23 protein-coding genes are annotated in these 21,403 nt (G+C 58.3%); 10 read left to right on the forward strand and 13 right to left on the reverse strand.

All coding sequences use genetic code 11. The annotated features are described in order from the left end of the window. Positions 1-4 precede the first annotated feature (4 nt). Complete coding sequence (locus tag AAFX04_07465; GenBank protein MEO1045261.1) at positions 5-1,288, forward strand: N-succinylarginine dihydrolase; 1,284 nt, start codon at positions 5-7, stop codon at positions 1,286-1,288. A 76-nt stretch (positions 1,289-1,364) separates the two neighbouring features. Further along, positions 1,365-1,595 (forward strand): hypothetical protein, encoded by a 231-nt coding sequence (locus tag AAFX04_07470; GenBank protein MEO1045262.1) that lies wholly within the window; start codon positions 1,365-1,367, stop codon positions 1,593-1,595. 462 nt (positions 1,596-2,057) lie between these two features. Here the strand turns inward: AAFX04_07470 and mscL are convergent, their stop codons facing one another. Further along, a complete protein-coding gene (gene mscL / locus AAFX04_07475; protein MEO1045263.1) occupies positions 2,058-2,504 on the reverse strand; it encodes a large conductance mechanosensitive channel protein MscL in 447 nt (148 codons plus the stop codon). Positions 2,505-2,661: 157 nt separating this feature from the next. Here mscL and AAFX04_07480 point away from each other — a divergent pair, with 157 nt between their 5' ends. Genes AAFX04_07480 through AAFX04_07495 form a run of 4 tightly spaced genes read left to right on the forward strand, consistent with a single transcriptional unit; the run spans position 2,662 to position 5,333 of the window. Beyond that, positions 2,662-3,249: a LemA family protein gene (locus tag AAFX04_07480; GenBank protein ID MEO1045264.1), complete on the forward strand. Its 588-nt coding sequence runs from the start codon at positions 2,662-2,664 to the stop codon at positions 3,247-3,249. Continuing rightward, positions 3,249-4,067 carry a TPM domain-containing protein gene (locus AAFX04_07485; GenBank protein MEO1045265.1) on the forward strand — a complete coding sequence of 273 codons (819 nt, stop codon included), beginning with the start codon at positions 3,249-3,251 and terminating at the stop codon, positions 4,065-4,067. The genes AAFX04_07480 and AAFX04_07485 overlap by 1 nt, the downstream gene beginning before the upstream one ends. A gap of 16 nt (positions 4,068-4,083) precedes the next feature. Next, positions 4,084-4,767, forward strand: coding sequence for a hypothetical protein (locus AAFX04_07490; GenBank protein MEO1045266.1), 684 nt, complete (start codon positions 4,084-4,086; stop codon positions 4,765-4,767). Between the two features lie 32 nt (positions 4,768-4,799). Beyond that, positions 4,800-5,333: an NUDIX hydrolase gene (locus tag AAFX04_07495; protein MEO1045267.1), complete on the forward strand. Its 534-nt coding sequence runs from the start codon at positions 4,800-4,802 to the stop codon at positions 5,331-5,333. A 21-nt stretch (positions 5,334-5,354) separates the two neighbouring features. On the opposite strand, the gene AAFX04_07500 is transcribed toward AAFX04_07495, so the two are convergent. The 4 genes from AAFX04_07500 to AAFX04_07515 all read right to left on the reverse strand — a co-directional run bounded on the left by AAFX04_07500 (position 5,355) and on the right by AAFX04_07515 (position 9,758). Then, on the reverse strand, positions 5,355-5,633 hold the full coding sequence (locus AAFX04_07500; GenBank protein ID MEO1045268.1) for an ETC complex I subunit: 279 nt from the start codon (positions 5,631-5,633) through the stop codon (positions 5,355-5,357). A gap of 98 nt (positions 5,634-5,731) precedes the next feature. Next, a complete protein-coding gene (gene hrpB, locus AAFX04_07505) occupies positions 5,732-8,212 on the reverse strand; it encodes an ATP-dependent helicase HrpB (GenBank protein ID MEO1045269.1) in 2,481 nt (826 codons plus the stop codon). Continuing rightward, positions 8,209-8,709, reverse strand: a complete 501-nt coding sequence (locus tag AAFX04_07510) for a GNAT family N-acetyltransferase (GenBank protein ID MEO1045270.1) — start codon at positions 8,707-8,709, stop codon at positions 8,209-8,211. The genes hrpB and AAFX04_07510 overlap by 4 nt, the downstream gene beginning before the upstream one ends. Positions 8,710-8,744: 35 nt before the next feature. Further along, positions 8,745-9,758 (reverse strand): polyprenyl synthetase family protein, encoded by a 1,014-nt coding sequence (locus AAFX04_07515; GenBank protein ID MEO1045271.1) that lies wholly within the window; start codon positions 9,756-9,758, stop codon positions 8,745-8,747. A gap of 86 nt (positions 9,759-9,844) precedes the next feature. On the opposite strand from AAFX04_07515, the gene AAFX04_07520 reads away from it, so the two are divergent. Beyond that, positions 9,845-10,138 (forward strand): chorismate mutase, encoded by a 294-nt coding sequence (locus AAFX04_07520; protein ID MEO1045272.1) that lies wholly within the window; start codon positions 9,845-9,847, stop codon positions 10,136-10,138. Positions 10,139-10,188: 50 nt separating this feature from the next. On the opposite strand, the gene AAFX04_07525 is transcribed toward AAFX04_07520, so the two are convergent. From AAFX04_07525 to AAFX04_07550, 6 genes are all read right to left on the reverse strand, one after another. Then, complete coding sequence (locus tag AAFX04_07525; GenBank protein MEO1045273.1) at positions 10,189-11,100, reverse strand: hypothetical protein; 912 nt, start codon at positions 11,098-11,100, stop codon at positions 10,189-10,191. Between the two features lie 168 nt (positions 11,101-11,268). Beyond that, on the reverse strand, positions 11,269-12,192 hold the full coding sequence (locus AAFX04_07530) for a LytTR family DNA-binding domain-containing protein (GenBank protein ID MEO1045274.1): 924 nt from the start codon (positions 12,190-12,192) through the stop codon (positions 11,269-11,271). Positions 12,193-12,272: 80 nt separating this feature from the next. Beyond that, positions 12,273-13,649: a S41 family peptidase gene (locus tag AAFX04_07535; protein MEO1045275.1), complete on the reverse strand. Its 1,377-nt coding sequence runs from the start codon at positions 13,647-13,649 to the stop codon at positions 12,273-12,275. 469 nt (positions 13,650-14,118) lie between these two features. Further along, positions 14,119-15,588, reverse strand: a complete 1,470-nt coding sequence (locus tag AAFX04_07540) for a HAMP domain-containing sensor histidine kinase (protein MEO1045276.1) — start codon at positions 15,586-15,588, stop codon at positions 14,119-14,121. A 70-nt stretch (positions 15,589-15,658) separates the two neighbouring features. Continuing rightward, a complete protein-coding gene (locus AAFX04_07545; GenBank protein MEO1045277.1) occupies positions 15,659-16,333 on the reverse strand; it encodes a response regulator transcription factor in 675 nt (224 codons plus the stop codon). A gap of 107 nt (positions 16,334-16,440) precedes the next feature. After that, positions 16,441-16,758 carry a hypothetical protein gene (locus AAFX04_07550; protein ID MEO1045278.1) on the reverse strand — a complete coding sequence of 106 codons (318 nt, stop codon included), beginning with the start codon at positions 16,756-16,758 and terminating at the stop codon, positions 16,441-16,443. A 118-nt stretch (positions 16,759-16,876) separates the two neighbouring features. On the opposite strand from AAFX04_07550, the gene AAFX04_07555 reads away from it, so the two are divergent. Beyond that, positions 16,877-18,700, forward strand: coding sequence for an ATP-binding cassette domain-containing protein (locus AAFX04_07555; GenBank protein ID MEO1045279.1), 1,824 nt, complete (start codon positions 16,877-16,879; stop codon positions 18,698-18,700). A 10-nt stretch (positions 18,701-18,710) separates the two neighbouring features. Here AAFX04_07555 and AAFX04_07560 read toward each other — a convergent pair whose 3' ends face one another. Continuing rightward, positions 18,711-19,178 (reverse strand): DUF6456 domain-containing protein, encoded by a 468-nt coding sequence (locus AAFX04_07560; protein ID MEO1045280.1) that lies wholly within the window; start codon positions 19,176-19,178, stop codon positions 18,711-18,713. Positions 19,179-19,267: 89 nt separating this feature from the next. Between AAFX04_07560 and AAFX04_07565 the strand changes: the two genes are divergently transcribed. Both AAFX04_07565 and AAFX04_07570 read left to right on the forward strand, forming a co-directional pair. Beyond that, positions 19,268-19,831 (forward strand): helix-turn-helix domain-containing protein, encoded by a 564-nt coding sequence (locus AAFX04_07565; protein ID MEO1045281.1) that lies wholly within the window; start codon positions 19,268-19,270, stop codon positions 19,829-19,831. Positions 19,832-19,845: 14 nt separating this feature from the next. Then, on the forward strand, positions 19,846-21,039 hold the full coding sequence (locus AAFX04_07570; protein ID MEO1045282.1) for a glycosyltransferase: 1,194 nt from the start codon (positions 19,846-19,848) through the stop codon (positions 21,037-21,039). Here the strand turns inward: AAFX04_07570 and AAFX04_07575 are convergent. Beyond that, complete coding sequence (locus AAFX04_07575) at positions 21,024-21,401, reverse strand: MTH938/NDUFAF3 family protein (GenBank protein ID MEO1045283.1); 378 nt, start codon at positions 21,399-21,401, stop codon at positions 21,024-21,026. The genes AAFX04_07570 and AAFX04_07575 overlap by 16 nt on opposite strands. Positions 21,402-21,403 lie beyond the last annotated feature (2 nt).

Here is a 21,403-nt window from a genome sequence, read left to right on the forward strand (position 1 = left end):
ATATATGCCCCTTACCGAGATCAACTTTGACGGCATTATCGGCCCGACGCACAATTACGCCGGGCTGAGTCCCGGCAATCTTGCCTCGGCGAATAATGCCGGAGCGATATCGCGCCCACGTGATGCGGCTTTGCAGGGTGTTGCCAAAATGCAGGCCAATCTCGACCTCGGTCTGGCACAGGGCTTTTTCATGCCGCTGCCCCGCCCCGATCATGGCTGGCTGAAATCGCTGGCGACCGATTATGTCAGCGCCGATCCGCATATCCGTGCCGCAGCGTTCTCGGCCTCGTCCATGTGGGCCGCCAATGCTGCCACCGTCAGCCCGGCGCCGGACAGTCATGACGGACGCTGCCATCTCACTGTCGCCAATCTGGTGACCATGCCGCATCGCAGCCATGAATGGCCCGATACGCTGGCGCAGCTGCAACTGGCCTTTGCCGATGGTGATCATTTCGCGGTGCACGGGCCGGTGCCGCCGCCCTATGGCGATGAGGGCGCGGCCAATCATATGCGGCTCTGCCCGGCCCATGGCGAGGTCGGCATAGAAGTGTTTGTCTATGGTCGTTCAGGGGGTTCCTTTCCGGCGCGTCAGCATGAGGAAGCCAGCCGCGCTATAGCCCGTCGCCATGGGCTGGATCAGGCCAACACACTGTTTATCGAACAGTCACCTGTAGCGATTGAAGCCGGCGCGTTTCACAATGATGTCGTCGCGGTTGCCAATGAGAATGTGCTGTTCACCCATGAGCAGGCCTTTGCCGATCGCGATGCGGCGCTGGCCGACATTCGTGCGCATTGCCCCTGGGCAGAGATTGTCGAGGTACCGGCATCGGCGGTGTCGCTCGCCGATGCCATTCGCAGCTATCTGTTCAACGCCCAGCTGGTGACATTGCCTGATAGTGCAGGGATGGCCTTGATCCTGCCCACCGAGGCGCAGAAGACCCCGGCGGTGTGGCACTGGCTGCAGGATATGGTGGCAGGCAATGGTCCGATTCGCCGTCTTGTTCCGGTCGATGTCCGCCAATCCATGGCCAATGGCGGCGGTCCTGCCTGTCTGCGGCTGCGTGTGGTTGCGGATCCGGCAACAGTCGACAGCCGCTTCATCGCCACGGCCCAGCAGCTTGCACATATTGCATCGGTCGTTGAGGAATACTGGCCAGAGCAGATTCACGCCGATGACATCGGCTCACCGGAACTGGTCGCACAGGCTGTGGCGGCCCGCAGCGCATTGCTGGCAACGCTTGGCCTTGGCGAACTGGAAGCGCCAGTGGCAAAAGCACTGTCGGTTTAGTTTACAGTTTACTGAATGCTAACCATCACAACCCCAGCTTTTCCGCCATTGGCATAAGGATTGCTCTCATTATATCATGCTGAAAAAACTGCGCCGTTTGTTCCTGATCAAGACCAAATTCGAAGCCTATCTGATCATCTATGCCCTGTCTCTCGGTGCCGTCGAACGCGGCTCGAAATATCTCGTCCAGTTCCCCGGTGTCGGTGGCTGGCTGCTATTCCTGTGCTGTACCGGCGCGGTGTTCCTCGCCGGCGCCAAGATACTCGACGCCATCGACTATCAGCGCGCCTACGGCCCCGATCATTAACCAGCATTGCCAGCGATGTGAGAGAGGGTCAGGGGTTTCTGTTGCCCGGCACCCCTGAAGCCGCTGGAATCCCTTCTGTTGCCCGGTGGGTCCGACCGCGCAAATTACTTTCTAATCTCTAGCCGTTAGGCCGCATGATTAGGCAGCAAGTGCGAGTGCTTCGTTATCGTTTGCACTTATTGGTTTTGAGCCTTTAACGGGTTACTCAGCCCGAACGAAAACACCGCTTTTCAACACACGTCGATCCTGGTTCGGCCCCGTCAGAAACCCCGGAAACCGGGATATATGGTGGAGCCGCCGGGTACTGCCCCCGGGTCCGCTGTGCCTATTGTACGCTGCACTTTATCGTCATAGTCCGCCGAAACGGACAGACCCTATATAACGCGGGAAAACTGAATGAAAAGTGATCGTAGCGGCAAAGGCCGCTACAGATCATCCATCATCCCAGAAAACAGCCGAAAATTACTGTTTCTTCAGCTCTTCAAGAATTTTTTCCAGCAACTCGGTCTCGCTCGGGCCTTCGGGCTCGGGCGCGGCTTCCTCTTCTTCCTTTTTCTTCGCCGCCTCGATCATCTTGTTGGCCTGGCGTACCATCAGGAAGATCACAAAGGCGAGGATGACAAAGTTGATCAACACGGTGATGAACTGGCCATAGCCAAGCAGTGGCACACCGGCCTCTTTCAGATCGGCATAGCTGGTCAGCGATCCTTCATAGCCTTCGGGCACCGGCCCGAGCAGGATGAAGCTGTTGGCAAAGTCTGCACCGCCGAAAATCGCACCGACAACCGGCATGATGATATCCTGCGTCAGCGAGGTGGTGATGGTGGCGAAGGCACCACCGATAATGACCGCAACCGCCAGATCGATAACATTGCCGCGGGCGATAAAATCCCTGAATTCTGCGAACATGCTGAAACTCCCTAGATATCAGCGGCATCTCTAGCCATGGCACCGCAAATGTCGAGGAGAAAATACCGTGATTTCATAGCCGCTGATAGGGCTTTACAATTGAAAAAGCGCTGTGTTGTTCTTATATAACGCTAACAGTTCTGAGGAGGGATATTTCATGCGATTCTGGAAGTTTCTGGCGCTGGCCGCCGCGACGATCACCCTGTCCGCCTGCGGCATCAACAGCGTGCCCACCGCGGAAGAAGCCGCCAAGGCCGAATGGGCCAATGTCGAGGCCGCTTATCAACGCCGCTCCGACCTGATTCCCAATCTGGTGAACACGGTCAAAGCCGCCGCAGCATCGGAAGAGGAAATATTGACCCAGGTAACCGAAGCCAGGGCCAGGGCCACATCGATCCAGGTCAGCGCCAATGATCTGACCGATGCCAGCAAGATTGGTGAATTTGCCGCAGCACAGGAACAGCTGGGTGCCGGCCTTGGCCGCCTGCTCGCCAGCTTCGAGGCCTATCCGCAGATCCAGTCCAACGCCAATTTCCGCGACCTGCAAAGCCAGCTCGAAGGCACGGAAAACCGGATCAATATCGCGCGTCGCGATTATAATGAGGCGGTGCGCAAATATAACACCACCATCCGCACATTCCCCGACGCGATCGGTGCCAAGCTGATCCATGGTGCCGAACCTATGGCACCGTTCGAGGCTGCTCCGGGCTCGGAAACCGCACCTACGGTTGAATTTGGCGGGTGATTGCTCGCGTCAAATATCTCGCCATTATTCTCGCGCTGCTTGTCGGCGCGAGCCTTGGTGGTCTTGCCAGAGCACAGGACTTTCCCGAGCTCACAGGACGCGTTGTAGATCAGGCCAATCTGCTGACCGACAGTCAGGAGCAGCAGCTTACCGCTCAGCTGGCGGCGCTGGAGGCCAATTCAACGCGGCAGCTGGTGGTTGCCACGGTCAATAGCCTGCAGGACTATCCCATCGAGGACTATGGCTATCAGCTGGGCCGCACATGGGGGATCGGCCAAGCCGATAGCGGCGGCGATGCCGAGAAAGACAATGGCGTCATCCTGCTGGTTGCGCCGAATGAGCGCAAGGTGCGGATCGAGGTCGGCTATGGCCTCGAACCGATACTGACTGATGCGCTGTCCAGCCGGATCATCAATGACGATATCCTGCCGTTTTTCCGTGATGGCGATTATGCCGCAGGCATTGCCGCCGGCACCGACGGCCTGCTGACGCAACTTACCCTACCCGAGGAAGAGGCACGGCAAAATGCGCTGGCCGCAGAACGTTCCGATCGTCAGGACAATCGTTCGGGAAATGCCGGAATGCTGATCTTCTGGCTCGCCATATTGTTCTTCTTCGTGCTGCCAGCCCTCTTCTCGCGCCGTAAAGGCCGCAAGTATAAGAACGGCTCGGCCGGTCCCATCATCATCTGGGGCGGCGGTGGCTGGGGCGGCGGCTCTTCCGGTGGATCTTCCTGGGGCGGTGGCGGCTTTGGCGGCGGCGGTTTCGGAGGCGGTGGCGGCGGCTTTGGCGGCGGCGGCGCCTCCGGTGGCTGGTGATTGAGGGAAACTGGTAATGGCAAAAGTCAATCAGATGACGCCGCATGATCATGAACTGGTCAGCAATGCGGTCAGCAAGGCAGAGCAGACCACCGATGGCGAGATCGTCACCATCGTGACCGAAAAGTCCGACGCCTATCATGATGTCGGGCTACACTATGCGCTGGGACTGCTGTTCCTCTTCCTCTCCAGCCTGGCGATCTTCCCCAGTTTCTGGATCGATGCCAGTGCACTGGTCGCGAGCGGCTGGAAGACCCGCTATACCACAGCGCAATATATGACACTGATGCTGGGCATGAGCCTGCTCATCTTCCTTGCAGGGCGCTACCTTTTTGCCTGGATGCCGCTGCGCATGGCGGTCACCCCCAAGGCGACCAAGGAGCGTCGGGTGCGTCGCCGCGCCATACAGTATTTCAAGGTCGGTGCCGAACGCCGCACCATGGCGCTGACCGGCATATTGATCTATCTTTCCATGGCTGAACACCGGGCCGAGATTGTCGCCGATGATGCCATTGCCAACAAGGTCGACCCCGAAGTCTGGGGCGATGCAATGGCGGCGCTGATAGACGGTGCAAAGCGCGGCGAACCGGGTGAAGGGATGGCCGCCGCAGTCGAGAAGGTCGGTGTCGTTCTGAGCGAACACTTCCCGAAGAGCGATGCCAACCCCAATGAGCTGCCCGACAGGCTGATTGAGCTTTAATTTTCCCCCTCTTCTTCAGAAAGCGCAGCGGCATGACCGATCATTTCGACCATGATCATCCCGTCGAGATTATGTGGCAGGGGCGCTTTATCACCACCCACCGCAAAGGACGTTGGGAATATGTCTCGCGCAGCCGGGGCATAGAGGCCGGGGTATTGCTGGCGCTGGTCGGGGGTGATGTATTGCTGGTTGAGCAATATCGCGTGCCCTTGGGCTGCAATTGTCTCGAACTGCCTGCGGGTCTGATCGGCGATGATGAAGGCGAGGAAGACCCGGAAAGCGCGGCCGCGCGCGAACTGGAAGAGGAGACCGGCTATCGCCCCGGCAAGATGGAACCACTGGGCCTTTTCTATTCCTCACCGGGCATGGTCAGCGAGAGCTTTCACCTGTTCCGCGCCACCGAATGTGTGAAGGTCTCCGATGGCGGCGGGGTCGATGGCGAGAATATCACCGTACACCGGGTGCCGCTCAATGGCGTTGCCGACTTTATCGATGCCAAGCGCGCGAAAGGATGCGGCATTGATACCCGCATGCTGTTACTACTCGGCAGCGATATACTGAAATAGCGTTCGCGCTAACCGCAATAATCAGCCGAAATTATCGGCATAGGCCTGGATTTTCAGGCTCCGTCGCGGTGTGTGGACAATACGCGCGGATATGCCATATTTCTCGGCATAGGCCTTGGCGGCCTCGCAATTGGGGAATTTCAACCGCAGCTGCTGTTTCGTATCGCCTGATCCGGCCCAACCGGTCAGCGGATCGGGCTTCTTGGCTTCCGCAGGCTCGAATTCCAATATCCACTGGTCGGTCAGGGCACGCCCCGACTGCATGGCGTTTTTCGGATTCTGATAGATACGTGCGGGCATGGTCGGTTCCTGAGGTCTCGTCTCGCAATCATGGTTGCAACAAATGCGGTTGCGCTCTGCCGCAACCCTTTGGGGCGGTCAATAGCGACGTTATGGGCTCAGGCCTTTTTCCCGTTGCCGGAACGCGCCTGGGCATTTTTGGTCCGCATATCGGCTATAGCAGAAACCGGGTTTTCCGGCCAGACATGCTTGGGATAGCGCCCCTTCATGTCACGGCGCACATCGGTCCAACTGCCCGACCAGAAGGCTGGCAGGTCACGCGTCGTCTGCACCACCCGACCAGCCGGAGACGTCAGGTTCAACACCAACGCAATGGCCGGGCGGCCGATGGCAGGATGTTCGGCCAGCCCGTACAGCGCCTGCACTCGCAGCGTGACGCTGGGGGCGGCATCGGCGGCGTAGTCGATCACATGGCGTGTCCCTGCCGGGCTGGTGAAATGCGTCGGGGCCATGGTGTCGATGGTCTGCAGCGTATCCCAGTCGAGCAGGCCGCGCAGATGTGAGTCGAGCGTAGCGCTATCCAGACCGGTAAAGCGGCGGCGACCGGCAAGAGCCGGCGCAAGCCACTGGTCGAGCGTATCGCGCAAGGCTCCATCCGACAGCGCCTCGACATCGCAATAGGACGCGCGCTGCCGCAGCGCTTTGGCCGATTCCGGCCATGGAAGCACATCCAGGCCATGATCGGCAACATATTGAATCAATGCCGCTGTAGCGGCATCCGGATCGGGACTGGCGATGGGCACACTGGCGAGCCGAATTGCTCCCAGCTTGCGCTCAAGCCGGGCTTCGACGCGATCAGCTTCGGCATTGTAACTGAGCTGCTCGGTCTCGACGATCCGGTCAGTGCACCAGTGCAGCGTATCGGCTTCGGACAGTGCCATGGCGCTGGCTATCCGCGCCGATGCTGCCTCACCCTGGGCATGACCGACCACCAGCCACTCCGCTGCCTTCAGGCTGGAGTCGGTTTCGAGCCGATAACGTCGCCCACCCGCTGATGACCAATATTCGCCCTGCCCGTCCTGCCGCCGCGCCAGCCGGTCGGGAAAAGCCTGAACCAGCAAAATTGCAGGCGGCGCATCGCGCAAATCAACCCCTCCATTCTGTGGTGCCTCTGCCCTCGCCATTTTGGCCCAGCGGGCAGCAAGCTTGCGCGCATTCTGGCTGCGCCTGTCTGCCGCATCCGCAAAATGTCGCAAACGGTGCTCGAGATCGATGCTGTCGCCGCCGAGCCCGCGCTCCTGCAACAGCAATGCGATGCGGGCAGCACTCTCCGCCTGACCGGAGCGTACGGCAACAATCAGCATATGCGCCAGTGGCGGCGGCAGCGGCAGCGCGGCCATAGATCGACCATGCGACGTGATCGCCCCGTCATCGTCAATCGCGCCGAAACGCTGCAGCGCGTTCGTCGCGACAGCCAGCGCAGCCAGTGGCGGTGGATCGAGCCAGGGCAAGGCCGCAGGGTCGCGCGCTCCCCAGAGGCTGCATTGCAGCACCAATGGCATCAGGTCGCTGTCGCTGATCTCGGGGGTGTCAAAGACCGGAAAGCCCTTGGTCGCCGCTTCCTCCCAGGCGCGATAGACAATGCCCGGTGCCTGACGTCCGGCACGACCTGCGCGCTGCGTCACCGAAGCCTGGCTGGCGCGTTCGGTCACCAGCCTTGTATCGCCCGATTTGAGATCGAAATGCGCCTTGCGTGCCATGCCACTGTCGACCACGACGCAGACGCCATCGATGGTCAGGCTGGTCTCGGCAATATTGGTGGAGAGGATCAGCTTGCGCCGTCCCTCGCCATCGCGGCGGATGGCACGCCGCTGCTCGGCACTCGACAGACCGCCATGCAGCGGCACCAGCGCGATACTATCATCGATCATATGCGCCAGCCGTCGCTCGGTAGCCCGGATATCGCCAATGCCGGGCAGGAAACAGAGGATATCGCCTTCGGTTTCGGCCAAGGCCTGCGTCGCAATCCGGGCCATGCTGACCGCGAGGGGTTGGCGGCTATCGCGACCGACATGATGAAAGGTCAGCGGATAGCTGCGCCCCTCGCTGGTGATCACCGGCGCATTGCCCATCAGCGCGGCATAGCGTTCACCATCGACCGTTGCGGACATAGCCAGCAGCCGCAAATCGGGCCGCAGCGCCGTCTGGGCTTCGAGCGCCAACGCCAGACCGAAATCGCTGTTGAGGCTGCGCTCATGCACCTCGTCGAACAGCACTGCCGATACATCGGGCAGATCGGGCTGGCGCTGTATCTGTTGCAGGAACACACCCTCGGTCATCACCACCACTCGCGTGGTACTGCTGGTGCGGCTGTCCATCCGGGTCATATAACCATAGGTTGCGCCAACAGTTTCACCCGCCAGTTCCGCCATCCGCTCCGCCGCCCCGCGCGCCGCCACCCGGCGCGGCGATAACAGGAATATCCTGCCACTGAGCCATCGCTGTTCCAGCAATTCCGGCGCTACAGCGGTGGTCTTGCCCGCCCCCGGGGGTGCGACCAACACCGCATTAGTGGTATCGGCCAGCACCGCCATCAACTTGGGCAGTACCGATGCTATCGGCAGGCCAACACTGCTCATGGGTCAATGGCGAGCCGCATCGCACAGCGGGTCTCGCGTGCCAGTCCGTTATCCGCCTCATTCTGCAGATGCTGTTCCAGATAGCCGGGCATATCCTCCTCCAGCATGGCAAAGCCGTAACGCGCATAAAATGGCGCATTCCATGGCACTGCGCGGAAGGTGGTCAGCGTGATTGCGCCAAAACCATGGTCGCGGGCAAATTGCTGCGCTGTATCCAGCAGGGTGCGCCCTACCCCCTTGCCCTGCCACTGGCTGCTCACGGACAGTTCCTGAATATAGATATCGCTCGAACGGCTATCGGTTTGCAAGAAGCCGATTGGCGCTTCACCGGTGCTGTCCAGCGCCAGCCAGGCTGGCCCTTTCTGCAACATGTATTCGCGTTCTTCCGCGTCCGGAACATCGGCGCTGGCGATATGCGCATAATCGGGCAGATCGGCAAAAGCGGCAGCGGCATCGATCTCGATCGCCGGTAGCGCATGACAATCAGCAGCCTGCAATGGTCTGATTGTAAATCGCTTTTCCGGCAACTGTGCTAATATCCCCGCGAAATGGCAAAGGCGACTGTTTCGGTCATCGCTGCCTTGGCATCGCCCGAGGGAAAGCCGGCAATAGCATCGATGGCCCGCTGGCCATAAAGTCGCGCGCGCTCAATGGTATCGTCCACCGCGCCATTGTCGCGCATCAGGCGGATGGCATGGGCCAGATCCTCATCGCTCGAGCGGTGGCCAGCAATCGCATCTTCCCAGAATTTGCGCTCTTCGGTATCGCCGCGCGCATAGGAGAGGATGATCGGCAGCGTTACCTTGCCCTCGCGAAAATCATCGCCAACCCCCTTGCCCATCGTCTCGGAATCGGATGTGTAATCGATCGCATCGTCTATCAGCTGGAACGCAATCCCCAGATTGCGACCATAGGCATCAAGCGCCAGTTCGGTCGCCTCATCGCGCTCGGCAACCACCGCAGAAATGCGGCAGGCGGCTGCGAACAGCGCTGCCGTCTTGGCACCGATGATCGACAGATAGCGCTCCTCATCGGTCTCGATACGGCGCTGGGCGGTCAACTGGTCAACCTCACCCTCGGCAATCACCGCCGATGCGTTGGAAAGGATGCGTAGCACTTTGAGCGAACCATCCTCAACCATCAGTTCGAATGAGCGACTAAACAGAAAATCGCCGACCAGTACCGTCGCCGGATTACCGAACACCAGATTGGCCGCCGTCTTGCCGCGGCGCATATCCGATCCGTCGACAACATCATCATGCAGCAGCGTCGCGGTATGGATGAACTCCACTGCCGCAGCCAGCTTGTGATGGCGCGTACCGGGATAATCGAGCAGCTTGGCGCTCGCCAGTGTCAGCATCGGTCGCATCCGCTTGCCGCCACCGGCTATCAGATGGCCGGCAAGCTCCGGAATAAGGGGGATTTCCGACTGCATCCGCTCCAATATGATGCTGTTCACCGCGTTCATATCCTGCGCCACCAGTGCCATGATGGGGTTAAGCGATGGATTGTTGTCGCGGTGAAGCGGATGCACGGTTGCAGTCATGTGCGGTGATTTGGCAATCTGCAGGCTATATGGCAAGCCCTAAGCGTATTAACATGCGGCAAACGCCCGCTGCACAGGAATCGACCATGGCCGACGACCCGATCTTATCCGCCTACCGCCAGAGCATCGACAATATCGACGCGGCGCTGGTCTTCATGCTGGCCGAGCGCTTCAAGATCACCCAGGCGGTGGGCGAGCACAAGGCCCGGTCCGAACTCGCCCCGGCCGACCCCGAGCGCGAGCAGCGGCAGATTGCCCGCCTCAAGCAGCTGGCACTGGATGCCAATCTCGATCCGGAATTCTCGGCGAAATTCCTGCGCTTCATCATTGATGAAGTGATCCGCCACCATGAGCGATTGCGTGATGGCGTGGACGGTTAGCGATAGAATCTGCAGAGTGAATGGGTTGTCATGATCGTCACTATGGAGACCTAAAGAAGATCTGCAGCAGCCTCTGTCATTAACATGAAATCATGCCCGACATCTGGAACCACCTGAAACGACCAAGCGAAATCCAGATTCTCTGCCTTTGCGATGCTCTGGCCTGCATTGAAGAAATTCCCCCCACGCTCCAGCCGGTTGGCACCTTGACGCAGTGCCGCTTTTGAAACATCCAGCGACCCAGTGTCAGTCGCTGTATCCTGTTCTCCGACCAAGACAATCAGTTTCTTCTCAATAGCTTGAGCAGATAGAGAATAGCCTTTGGGCAGTGTGTAGGGATAATCACCAGTGGTATCCGAGAAGGAATAAACACCTGCATTTGCCGCAATCGCAATATTCAGACGCTCGTCAGGATAAAACAGCACCATGCGGTGGACAAATTGACCGCCGCCCGAGTGGCCAAACATATCATATTTCTCAATGCGAAAGTCATTATCAGACTCAATTTTCTCAATAATATTGTCGATGACCTGAAACGCCCATTCTTCTCGCGGGTTCTTTTCACCAAAAAGGCCGAATAAGTTACCGTCCTGATAATCAATGGTCGTATATTTGTAGAATTTGTTGTGAAATTCGGGTGCTATAATGAGAATGTTCTTTTGATCGGCAATATCCAGCCATGCATCGAGATAGTCTTTCGCATTTCGTGACATACCATGCATCACGAAGAGAACCTGGTCTCCCGCTTGCCAGTCCTCAGGCCTATGCGTCCAGACCCGGATTCTCTTCCTGTCTGTATTTTTATAGGCGGTCATCACAAAATGCCCGGTTCCGGCAGAGACTGTTGCATCAGGCGTGAGTGCAGGCCCTCGAGGCAAAAGATGCTTGTAGCTGCAACCGGTCGACACAAATGTGATAACGCACAGGCTGATAAAAATAGCGGCTATGCCAAGTTTTTTCATCAATTCTCATCCCGCAAAACATGCTTGAGGCACGCACTGGACGGCGCGCAATAAGTGCAGGGCTTGATGAAAATCGGTGGTTCTTCCAGCATGCTGGGACGAAACGAAAAGATTTGTGACGAATGGATATCGTTAGAGCGCCAGCCAAGCTAAGCGCATAATCAGCGATCAGGCCAGATGGTTTTTGGGAAGTGAGTGCAAGCGCTTTTGATTCTGCAGATCTGCAAGATCATACAGGATCGATTTTACCCGGGATCGCGATACCGGGATCAGGCGTGTGGTACCACGCAACCTCAGCCGCTTGTCTTGTGCATCACCGGTGATGTTCAACACCTTGTCCAGATTGACCATATGTGACCGGTGGCTTTGTCGATAATGCGCGATATGGTTTACCTGCTGCAAAAACGCAGTGAATGTAGACCGGATCAGTATCTCCGGATCTGTCAGCCTTGAGTCCAAAACGATCTGCACATAATTTCCCTCCGCCGATGCGCAGATAAAATCGCCAGATTTGAAAACAAGCGGAGGTTCATTCCCCTCCCTTGCAATATGGATGATAGGCTCATCCGTCATAATATTTCCGGTCTGACTCATCTTTGGGGTGTTTCTACCCAGCATTTTCGCCATTTCCCGGATTACCAACACTGTTCGTGTGACAACCACCAAAAGCGGTGTGACTGTCAGTGCAAAATAGAGAAAAAGTACGGCATTTGATAATGATATCGGGACCTGACCTTGTCCTATACGCAGCGCATAAACTGTCATGCTTGCTGCGATTGTGACGGCTAGTGTCGTTGCAATTTCCACATAAAGGCGTTTGCTGCGAAAACGCGGATATTTCCGCAAAAAGCCTGAGGCCAGCCGATAAAAGCCATAGGTGTACAGGAAGACGATGATTGCTGTGCTGATGGATACAAAAACCAGGTCGGGCAGGCTGGATTCGTCTAGCTGAAAAGGCTGATACAGGACGATGAATATCGCAAGGAAAAGAGTGCTCCCTGCAACGACTTTGCTCAATATGCGGTCATCAAGCTCCAAAACAGAGCTGGCCTTAAGCGCAGTTCCAACCGTCTCTAAAGTCGATAAAGCCATGATGGTCTGTACGATAATCCTGCAATGGTTAGATAGACGAATTTACAGCAACAGCTTGCCAATTCCAAAATTCTGCTTCGCTATATACGCCGCAAAAACGCCGCATCGCTCTCCCCCTTATCCTGCAGAATATCCGGCATCACAGGCCCAACACGCGCATCGCCACTGGGCCTGAGAAATTCACGTGTCGCGATATAGGCGTTGAACCCGGTTGTGGGTAAACGTGTTGGCATCATATTGCCGGTTTGATTGGCAAAGCCACCGGTGGGCGTGCCGATCAGCCTGGCAATGCCATGATCCTGCATTGCTGTCGCAAAGAGGATGGATGCCGAATAGCTCAGTTCATCTATCCAGACATAGCTTTGCCCGCTGAACCGCTGGTCGGGTGAAACAGGCTCTATCTGCTCTGCATCCATATCGAATTCGCGCATGGTTCCTGGCTCGCCATACCATCCCAATATACCATTATTGTCTTCATTCAGCTTTTCGCGCGCCCGGGCCACTTGCGTAACCGGCTTGTCGATGAGGCGACTTATGATCTGTGCGCCAGCATCGCTCTGCCCCCCGGTATTGCCGCGAATATCAATCACCAGCCTGTCTGTACCGCGCCTGTTCAGTTGGGCGAAGCAATCCGCAATCTGTTTCTCAAAAAAAGCCGGGTCTTCATCGACATCAAAGGTCGGCACGCGCAGCACAGCCATGCCGGGCATGGGCCAGGCAATCTCGGGCACATAGCGGGTCTTGGCATCATCAGCCTCCCAGGGATCGCCCGATTTCCACACGATTTGGCGCGTCGCACTGCCCTCCCGCATGACAATGGAGAAGCGGTCGCGCCAGCCAAGCACGCAATCAAGCCATTGGGGCAGCAGCAGGGAAAGAATATAGCCACGCAATATCTCGGTTTCGCCATGGCTATAGGGCCTGATCCGCCCCAATATCCGGGAAGCATCAACACCATTTATCGCGAGTATCTCGGCTCCGCCTTTCAGCAACGGATATTCGCTGCCCTGATGTGTCCAGCTGCTGCGCAGGGAGAAGCTGCCGTCAGGATTCACATCCACACCGAAAGGAAATTGCTTGTCCATGTCATCATAGGGACCACGGCCATTAAGTGATGGCATCAAAAGAGTATGGGCATCGCGGAAATAGGGATTCATCCTGCCGAATGCCCGGAACGCATCTTGTCGGCTAAGAGGTTGCGTAATTGAGGCGGCGACGGCCTGAAATGCGGTTTCGGTCGCATCATCCAGCTGATTGTGGCCATGCCATCGCGGATGCCTTTGCAACAGCGCCTGTCGCCATATTTTCAGATCCTTTTTCAAGGCTTCAAGCGCAAATGGCCCCGGTGCCGATGACGGTTCTTTCATGATCAGAAAACCGGTGCCTGCCGTAGCGGCTATAGTGGCAACCGCGCCGCCGCCTATGAGCGCCTTGCGGCGTGTCAGCTGGATGCTCATAGCAGCACCCCGATATTGCAGTTGGGCAGCTTGGCAGTGGTCAAATTGTACATCATTCAGAGAACCTTTTTGCAGCGGAAGCACATGGCATCAGGAATCATTATCGATAATCGATATCATCGACTATAGATGCTTTATTGATAGTCAATAATTTAATTATTGATAAACAATGTTTATAGCTTTGCGACTGCTGTCGCCGCCACTCGCTTTGCTCCCTGAATGTGCCTCATGTCCTACGCCCGGTCCCGCCTGCTATTATCGCAGCAACTCTTGCTTATCTGTTTTTCTGATGCTGGCATTTCGGTGCATATCCGCACATGGTCTCACCCCGTAACAATAGCGATACAGTGGATTAAAAACACATATTTTTCAGCATATTAGAGGCGTCAACTTACCCGGAACTCATGGGTGACAGCGTGTCACCCTGTGTCACTCTTTACTGGAATGGATGGAGTCTTCCAGACAGGGCTTACGCTGCCAAAGGCAGTTTTATCCGCACCAACAAACCGCCCAGGTCTTCGCTTTCTTCGAGCGTAACTGTGCCATCATAAATCTCGACGACATCGCGGACGATGGCGAGGCCCAGTCCGGTGCCGGGTTTGCTGGTGTCGAGCCGGGCGCCGCGATCGAAAATATGATCGCGCTCTTCAGCCGGAATGCCGGTGCCGTCATCCTCGACCCAGATTTCGGCATTTTCGCCGGCGCTATCGACACCGATGGTCACGAACACGCTGCCGCCACCATATTTGGCAGCGTTCTCGATAACATTGCCGAGAATCTCGTCGAGATCCTGACGTTCGACGCTGACGGCAATATCGCGCTTACCGTCAAGATCGAAACGCACATGCGAATAAAGCCGGGTCACCGCGCGTTCGACCGCCTCGACGCTTTGCCACACATTGGCACGGCTATGCGCATGACCACGCCGACCGACCGCGCGCGCGCGAGCCAGATGGTGATCAACCTGGCGGCGCATCACCCGCGCCTCGCGAATCACGGTATCGGAAAGGTCATCCGCCTGCGCCGTTGCCGCATTCATCACCACCGTAAGCGGCGTTTTCAGCGCGTGCGCCAGATTGCCGGCATGACGACGCGCTTCCTCGGCCTGGCGCTCATTATGTTCGAGCAGCGCGTTGAGTTCATCGACCATCGGCATGACTTCGCGCGGCAGGCTTTCGGTCACCCGGTCCTGCTGGCCGGTGCGCATCGCATAAATCGCCTGACGAACGCGTCGCAGCGGCCACAGCCCGTAAAAGGTCTGCAATGTCGCCAGGATGATCAGTCCAAGGCCGAGCAGCACGAAGCTGTAGAAGATCGTCTGACGGACATCGGCAAGCTGTTCATCCAGCTCATTGCGGCTCTGCGCCACCATGAACCACCATTGGACATCCGATCCGGGCAGATAAATCCCGCGCTCGATTACCCGCAAAACGCCATCATTGCGTGGCTGGATCGATGATGAGCGCACCTCTGCCGGCTCATCGCCATCGAGAACATCGCCGGCCGGCTCGGTAAGCTGGGTGATCTTGGTGGTATCATAGATATAGGCCGCTTCGGCTCCGCTGTCAGCGCGCGGCGTCAGGCTGCGGTCCCAGAGCGAACGTGACGGGAAATCCTGATGTCCGTCGCCACTAATCTGCCAGTACAGACCGCTATCGGGTTCGAGGAAGCGCTGGTCGCCCAGCGGTCGGTTGAACAGCACCTCACCGTCAGGCCCGATCTCGGCGGAGGTGATCATGGCGTTCAGCACATATTCGAGCTGCTCATCGAAATTGGCGGTGATGGTGGTGGTCAATATGCGATCGAGGATCAGGCCGCCGCCGAAGAGCAGTACCAATATCCATGCCGCCGCGATGCTGATCATGCGGCGGTTTAGCGAGCCGGTATGCGGCGGCGTTACCTGTCCGGCAGAGGGATCTCCTGCCGCACCTCCGGTCATTTCCTGTAATGCTGGCCGAGCGGGCAAATCCGGTGCGGTCACCGGAGTAAATCTGTCCTCGGGATCGCGGTCAGCCATCCCGCTCTTCTGGGTCTTCCAGACTATAGCCCAGACCTCGGATGGTGGTGATCACATCGCTGCCCAGCTTCTTGCGGATGCGAGTAACGAACACCTCTATAGTATTGGAATCACGGTCGAAATCCTGATCGTAAATGTGCTCGATCAGCTCGGTGCGTGACACGACCTTGCCCTTGTGGTGCATCAGATAGGATAGCAGTTTATATTCCTGCGCGGTGAGCTTTACCGGCTCGCCTGCCAGCGTGACCTTGCCCGAGCGCGTATCGAGCCGCACTTCTCCAGCGGTCAACTCCGAGCTGGCATTGCCGGTGGAACGGCGGATCAGCGCCCGCAACCGTGCGATCAGTTCCTCGGTCTGGAACGGCTTGGCGAGATAGTCATCGGCACCGGCATCGAGCCCGGCAACTTTGTCGGACCAGCTGTCACGCGCCGTCAGTACCAGTACTGGAAAAGTGCGCCCTTCGCGCCGCCACATGGTCAGCACCGTCAGTCCGTCAATCTCCGGCAGGCCGAGGTCGAGGATCACCGCGTCGTAATTTTCCGTCGAGCCAAGAAAATGGCCGTCTTCGCCATCGGTCGACAGATCAACCGCATAGCCCGATCCTTCCAGCGTCGTCTTGAGCTGCTGGCCCAATGTTGGCTCATCCTCGACAATCAATAGCCGCATGACATTCTCCCTGTCTCAGGCCGGTGCCCCGATTCATATCTCACCGGGCAAGCCATATTATTATAGCTGAGGTCAAGTTTTTTGGGCAAATTACGGAAATGTCGGGCTCAGCCGCGCTGGCGCAGGATACGACCGGTGCGGCCATCGACATCGACAAACACCACATGATTGTTGTCGCGGATAAATTTGAGGCGATAGATTCGCGTTCGCGGGTCAAATTCGGGACCCAGATAGGTCATGCCCTTCATCCTGGGCAGCACTGCGGCCTCAATCTCTTTCAGCGACTTGACCTGGCCGTCGAGCATCTGCTGGCGCGCATTTTCTTCGGCGCCACGGCGTTGCGCCTGTGCATCGTCCACAGCCAGTGGAGTCAGCAATGCAATGCCCAGCGGCAGCAGGAACAGACGCAAGGAAGAATAGACCATCCGATTGCAATAGCTTCAATCGATTGAATAGCAAGTGAATGGCACAATCCCGGCATCCATGCGGGATTGTGGCGGCGCTGCTTGTATCGCCAGCCGCAACACCTTATGCGCTTGCACCATGGCGACACCCCCTATCCTCTCGCATGAAGGCCTTGGTCTTATCCAGGGCAGCGGCTGGCTGTTTCAGGATATCGACCTGCATATCGGCCCGCGCGACCGGCTGGCGCTGATCGGGCGCAATGGCGCAGGCAAGACGACGCTGTTGCGGCTGATCGCCGACGAGATCGAGTCGGATCGCGGCAAACGTACCATCGTTCCGGGTACCAAAGTCGTTATGCTGCCTCAGGACCCCGACTTTTCCAGCCATGAACGGCTGATCGATTATGCAACACATGGCGATAATGGTCCGCCCGAACATGGTGCACGCGCCATTGCCGACCAGATCGGCATTGACCTCGACCGGGCTTCGGCCAGCGCCAGTGGCGGCGAGAAGCGCCGCGCCGCCATCTGTCGTACGCTCGCGCAGGACCCGGACCTGCTGCTGCTCGACGAGCCGACCAACCATCTCGACCTTGCCGCGATCAACTGGCTGGAGGACTGGCTGGGCAGATATAGCGGCGCGTTTATTGCGATCTCGCATGACCGGACATTTCTTACCCGACTGACAAAGCAGACCTTGTGGCTCGACCGGGGCGCGCTGCGGCGTCGCGAGATCGGTTTTGGCGGCTATGATGCGTGGATGGAAAAAGTCTATGCCGAAGAAGCGCGGGCAGCGGAAAAGCTCGATGCCAAGCTGAAGATCGAGGCGCACTGGCTGGAGCGTGGCGTCACCGCGCGGCGCAAGCGCAATCAGGGCCGGCTGGAAAAACTCTATGAAATGCGGGCCCAGCGCGCTGCCATGCTCGGCCCCAGCGGCAAGGCCAAGCTGGCTGTGGTCAGCGATGATGTGCGCACCAAGTCGGTGATCGTCGCCGAGGATATTTCCAAATCCTTCGGAGAAGGCGAGGAGAAGCGCAGCGTCATCCGCAATTTCAGCCTGCGTATTCAGCGCGGTGACCGTATCGGCGTGGTCGGTCATAATGGTGCGGGAAAGACGACTCTGCTCAAGCTGCTCACCGGCGATCTGGAACCTGATAGCGGCAGCGTCACCCATGCCAAAACGCTGGACGGGGTAATCATTGACCAGCAACGCAGCCTGATGGCGCCGGACAAGCGGGTACGCGATGTGCTGGCCGAGGGCGGCGACTGGATCGATGTACGCGGAGTGCGCAAACATGTGCAGGGCTATCTCAAGGAGTTCCTTTTCGATCCCGGCATTGTCGACACCAAGGTCGGCATATTGTCCGGCGGTGAGCGGTCGCGGCTATTGCTGGCGCGCGAATTTGCGCGTGCTTCCAATCTGCTGGTGCTCGACGAGCCGACCAATGACCTCGACCTGGAAACACTCGACCTGCTGCAGGAAGTCATCGCCGATTATGACGGTACGGTCCTGATCGTCAGCCATGACCGGGATTTTCTCGACAAGACGGTAACCGTGACGCTTGGGCTGGATGGCTCGGGCTTTGTCGATATCGTCGCCGGCGGCTATGCCGACTGGGAGAAGAAGCGGCATGACAATAAACGGCAAAAACCATCTGAAAAAGCAGGTAAATCATCGACTCACGAAAAGGCACAGCCGCGTGCCCGAAAAGCGGGAAAGACCAAGCTCAGCTACAAGGATCAGCGCGACTATGATCGGCTGCCCGATCATATAACCACGCTGGAAACAGAGATGGCCGATATCGAGATGCAGTTGGCCGATCCTGATCTGTACAGCCGCGATGCCGAACTATTCGCAACACTCACCGCGCGTCTCGATGCAAAACGCGCGGACAAAGAGGCGGCAGAAGAACGCTGGCTGTTGCTGGCCGAAGAAGTCGAAGCGATGGCAGAACAATCCTGAGGATAGCAGCCTAACCTTCTGCTATCCGGTAATAATCGGCAATGCGGTCAAGTGCCATACGCAGCACCAGCTTTCCCGATCGAGTCGGCCAACCCAGATCTTTCTCGACCGTCGGTATCGACTCGCAGGCACAGATTACGCGCCAGCAAAGGTCGTTCATATCGCGGCCGACCGCCTGCATCGCTTCCTCGAAGCGACGGCGTGCAGCGATGGCACGTTCACCCGGTTCAAGCTGCTCGGGCGGGCCGCGCCGACGGCGGCTGTCTACCAATGGTGACCAGCGCATGGTGGCGATGCCGTCAAATTGCGCCCGCTCCCAGTCATCACGTAGCGTCTCCCCCGCATCGAACTGGCGGCGAGTGAGATAGCCCCGGGCATGAAGCCAGGAAATCGGGGATTCGGCGAGGTTTTTCCCAGGCCGTGGTGGCTGCGGCATGGGGATCTTGCTGCGTGATCGCGGTGTGGTCGCCTTTCCCATAGAATCTCCAATAGGGTTCTTTTGAGATTGCATATTGCCATTTTGGCCTGTCTGTAGGAAAGCCGTCAGGCACAAGAGGTGGGCAAAGTATGCGCAATTACATCCGGGCCATTCGCAAGGAACAGGGGCTGACACTGGCCGAACTGGCCGAACGCTGCGATCCGCCGACCACAGCGCAGACCATCGGGCGGCTGGAAACCGGGGTCCGCACCCTGTCGCTGACCTGGCTTGAGCGGATTGCCAAAGCGCTTGATGTCGACAGCGATATCCTGCTGGCACGACAGGATGATCCGGTCACCGAACTGGTCGCCATTGTTGACGGTGATGGTGCCCGTGCCCCGTCACGGCTGGAGAAAATCGCCCCGCCCCGGACCGCAGACACCCAAGTGGCAATGCGCATGGCCATCTCCATTGGCGACTATCGCGCCGGTGACCAGCTCTGGCTCAAGCGGCTGGAAAAAGACGATTTTACCGCCGCGCTGAACCGCGACATATTGGTACCCCGACCAGCCGGTCGCTTCATTTTCGGGCGGTTGCTGGCGCTCGAAGCTGATCGGATGCAGATATTGCCGCTCGCCGCCAGTGCCCGGCAACAGATCATCAACGCGCCCGACTGGATCGGCGTCGCCATGCAGCTGTTGCGCAGCCTTTAGCAGCGACAACTGCGATGCGCATCCTGACACTGGCCACGCTCTATCCCAATCCATCGCAGCCGAATTTCGGCATTTTTGTCGCGCGCCAGGCCCAGCATCTGCACCGGTTGCCCGACACCGATGTGACGGTCATCAATCCGGTCAGCCTGCCGCCCTTTCCATTAAGCCGATTGCAACGCTTTCGCTATGCGGCGCGGCTATCGGGCGATGGCATTGAGGCGCAACCGGGCGATTGCCCACCAATCCACCGCGTCGCGTTTCAGTCGATGCCTGGCATGGCTGCGCGCAACAATGCGGCGAGCATTGCCCGTGCCGTCATGCCGCTGGCGAAGAAGCTGCATGCCGCGCAACCGTTCAACCTGATCGATGCCGAATTCTTCTATCCCGATGGACCTGCTGCGGCATTGATCGCCGACGCACTGGGCGTTCCCTACACCATCAAGGCACGGGGTGCGGATATCCACTATTGGGGTATCCAGACCGCCAGCGCCAAACAGATACTGCCTGCCGCCCAAGGTGCGGCGGCGCTGCTGGCGGTGTCGCAGGCTCTGGCCGACGATATGGCAGCGCTGGGAATGGCGCGCGACAAGATCCATGTCCATTATACCGGCTGCGACCAGCAGCGTTTTCATCCCGATGCCGAGCGGACAATCCCCCTGCCTTTCGCTGATAACACACCTTATGCCATCACTGTCGGTGCGCTGATCGCGCGCAAGAACCCGCATCTGATTATCGAAGCGCTACAGGCGGTGCCCGATATGCATCATGTCTTTGTCGGCGATGGCGAAGAGCGCGAGCGGCTCGAACGCCAAGCGGCGGCGTTGGCTCTGACCGAACGCGTGCATTTTCTCGGAGCCGTGCCGCATGACAGCCTGCCCGGCCTGCTCGCAGGCGCGAGCATGCTGGTGCTGCCATCACAATCTGAAGGGCTGGCCAATGCCTGGGTCGAGGCGCTGGCCTGCGGCACGCCGATTGTCATCAGCGAGGCTGGCGGCGCGCGCGAGCTGGTAACCAGCGATGTTGCGGGGCGGATTGTGGCGCAGCAGCCGGACGCGATTGCCGAGGCGATGCGTGCGCTGCTTGATCAATCACCCGATCCGCAACAGGTGCGCGGTAGCGTGACCCATTTCACCTGGGAACGTAATGCCGAGGAATTACGGGCAATATTTGCCAGGGTATCAGCTCTGGACGGTCAGCCCAGTGGATAGAGCGCGGCGCTGATCCAGCGCTCCTCAGCACGCATCAGGCCCCAGGTACGGGCAGCAGCACGGCTGTCCATCACCTCAAGGCCGATATTGCGTTCCTCCAGCGCTCGGCGTAGCGCCGCAGGCGGATGTTCAAGCCTTGGACCGGAACCGAGCAGGACAAATTCGGGGGCCGGCTCAAGTGCCAGTGCAGTATCGAGTGCTGTGATATCAAGGGCGTCAAGCGCAGGCGGCGTCCAGTCGAGCGCATTATCGGGGAGCAGGACCAGGCCGCCGGGCACGATGCGGTCAGCGACGCGATAGCCCGACGGGCCAATGGCGCTGATCACCGGGCCTTCAATATCCTCGCGGCGTATTTCGACCACAG

This window comes from Pseudomonadota bacterium (assembly GCA_039818985.1).
GTDB lineage: Bacteria > Pseudomonadota > Alphaproteobacteria > Sphingomonadales > Sphingomonadaceae > Alterisphingorhabdus.

Bases quoted from the DNA above. Each gene is read 5' to 3' on its own strand.
- AAFX04_07530 (MEO1045274.1), bottom strand. From the start codon at position 12,192: ATGGCTTTATCGACTTTAGAGACGGTTGGAACTGCGCTTAAGGCCAGC.
- AAFX04_07490 (MEO1045266.1), top strand. From the start codon at position 4,084: ATGGCAAAAGTCAATCAGATGACGCCGCATGATCATGAACTGGTCAGC.
- AAFX04_07500 (MEO1045268.1), bottom strand. From the start codon at position 5,633: ATGCCCGCACGTATCTATCAGAATCCGAAAAACGCCATGCAGTCGGGG.
- AAFX04_07560 (MEO1045280.1), bottom strand. From the start codon at position 19,178: ATGGGAAAGGCGACCACACCGCGATCACGCAGCAAGATCCCCATGCCG.
- AAFX04_07565 (MEO1045281.1), top strand. From the start codon at position 19,268: ATGCGCAATTACATCCGGGCCATTCGCAAGGAACAGGGGCTGACACTG.
- AAFX04_07470 (MEO1045262.1), top strand. From the start codon at position 1,365: ATGCTGAAAAAACTGCGCCGTTTGTTCCTGATCAAGACCAAATTCGAA.
- AAFX04_07535 (MEO1045275.1), bottom strand. From the start codon at position 13,649: ATGAGCATCCAGCTGACACGCCGCAAGGCGCTCATAGGCGGCGGCGCG.
- AAFX04_07570 (MEO1045282.1), top strand. From the start codon at position 19,846: ATGCGCATCCTGACACTGGCCACGCTCTATCCCAATCCATCGCAGCCG.
- mscL (MEO1045263.1), bottom strand. From the start codon at position 2,504: ATGTTCGCAGAATTCAGGGATTTTATCGCCCGCGGCAATGTTATCGAT.
- AAFX04_07545 (MEO1045277.1), bottom strand. From the start codon at position 16,333: ATGCGGCTATTGATTGTCGAGGATGAGCCAACATTGGGCCAGCAGCTC.
- AAFX04_07495 (MEO1045267.1), top strand. From the start codon at position 4,800: ATGACCGATCATTTCGACCATGATCATCCCGTCGAGATTATGTGGCAG.
- AAFX04_07480 (MEO1045264.1), top strand. From the start codon at position 2,662: ATGCGATTCTGGAAGTTTCTGGCGCTGGCCGCCGCGACGATCACCCTG.
- AAFX04_07465 (MEO1045261.1), top strand. From the start codon at position 5: ATGCCCCTTACCGAGATCAACTTTGACGGCATTATCGGCCCGACGCAC.
- AAFX04_07525 (MEO1045273.1), bottom strand. From the start codon at position 11,100: ATGAAAAAACTTGGCATAGCCGCTATTTTTATCAGCCTGTGCGTTATC.
- AAFX04_07550 (MEO1045278.1), bottom strand. From the start codon at position 16,758: ATGGTCTATTCTTCCTTGCGTCTGTTCCTGCTGCCGCTGGGCATTGCA.
- AAFX04_07555 (MEO1045279.1), top strand. From the start codon at position 16,877: ATGGCGACACCCCCTATCCTCTCGCATGAAGGCCTTGGTCTTATCCAG.
- AAFX04_07520 (MEO1045272.1), top strand. From the start codon at position 9,845: ATGGCCGACGACCCGATCTTATCCGCCTACCGCCAGAGCATCGACAAT.
- AAFX04_07540 (MEO1045276.1), bottom strand. From the start codon at position 15,588: ATGACCGGAGGTGCGGCAGGAGATCCCTCTGCCGGACAGGTAACGCCG.
- hrpB (MEO1045269.1), bottom strand. From the start codon at position 8,212: ATGAGCAGTGTTGGCCTGCCGATAGCATCGGTACTGCCCAAGTTGATG.
- AAFX04_07515 (MEO1045271.1), bottom strand. From the start codon at position 9,758: ATGACTGCAACCGTGCATCCGCTTCACCGCGACAACAATCCATCGCTT.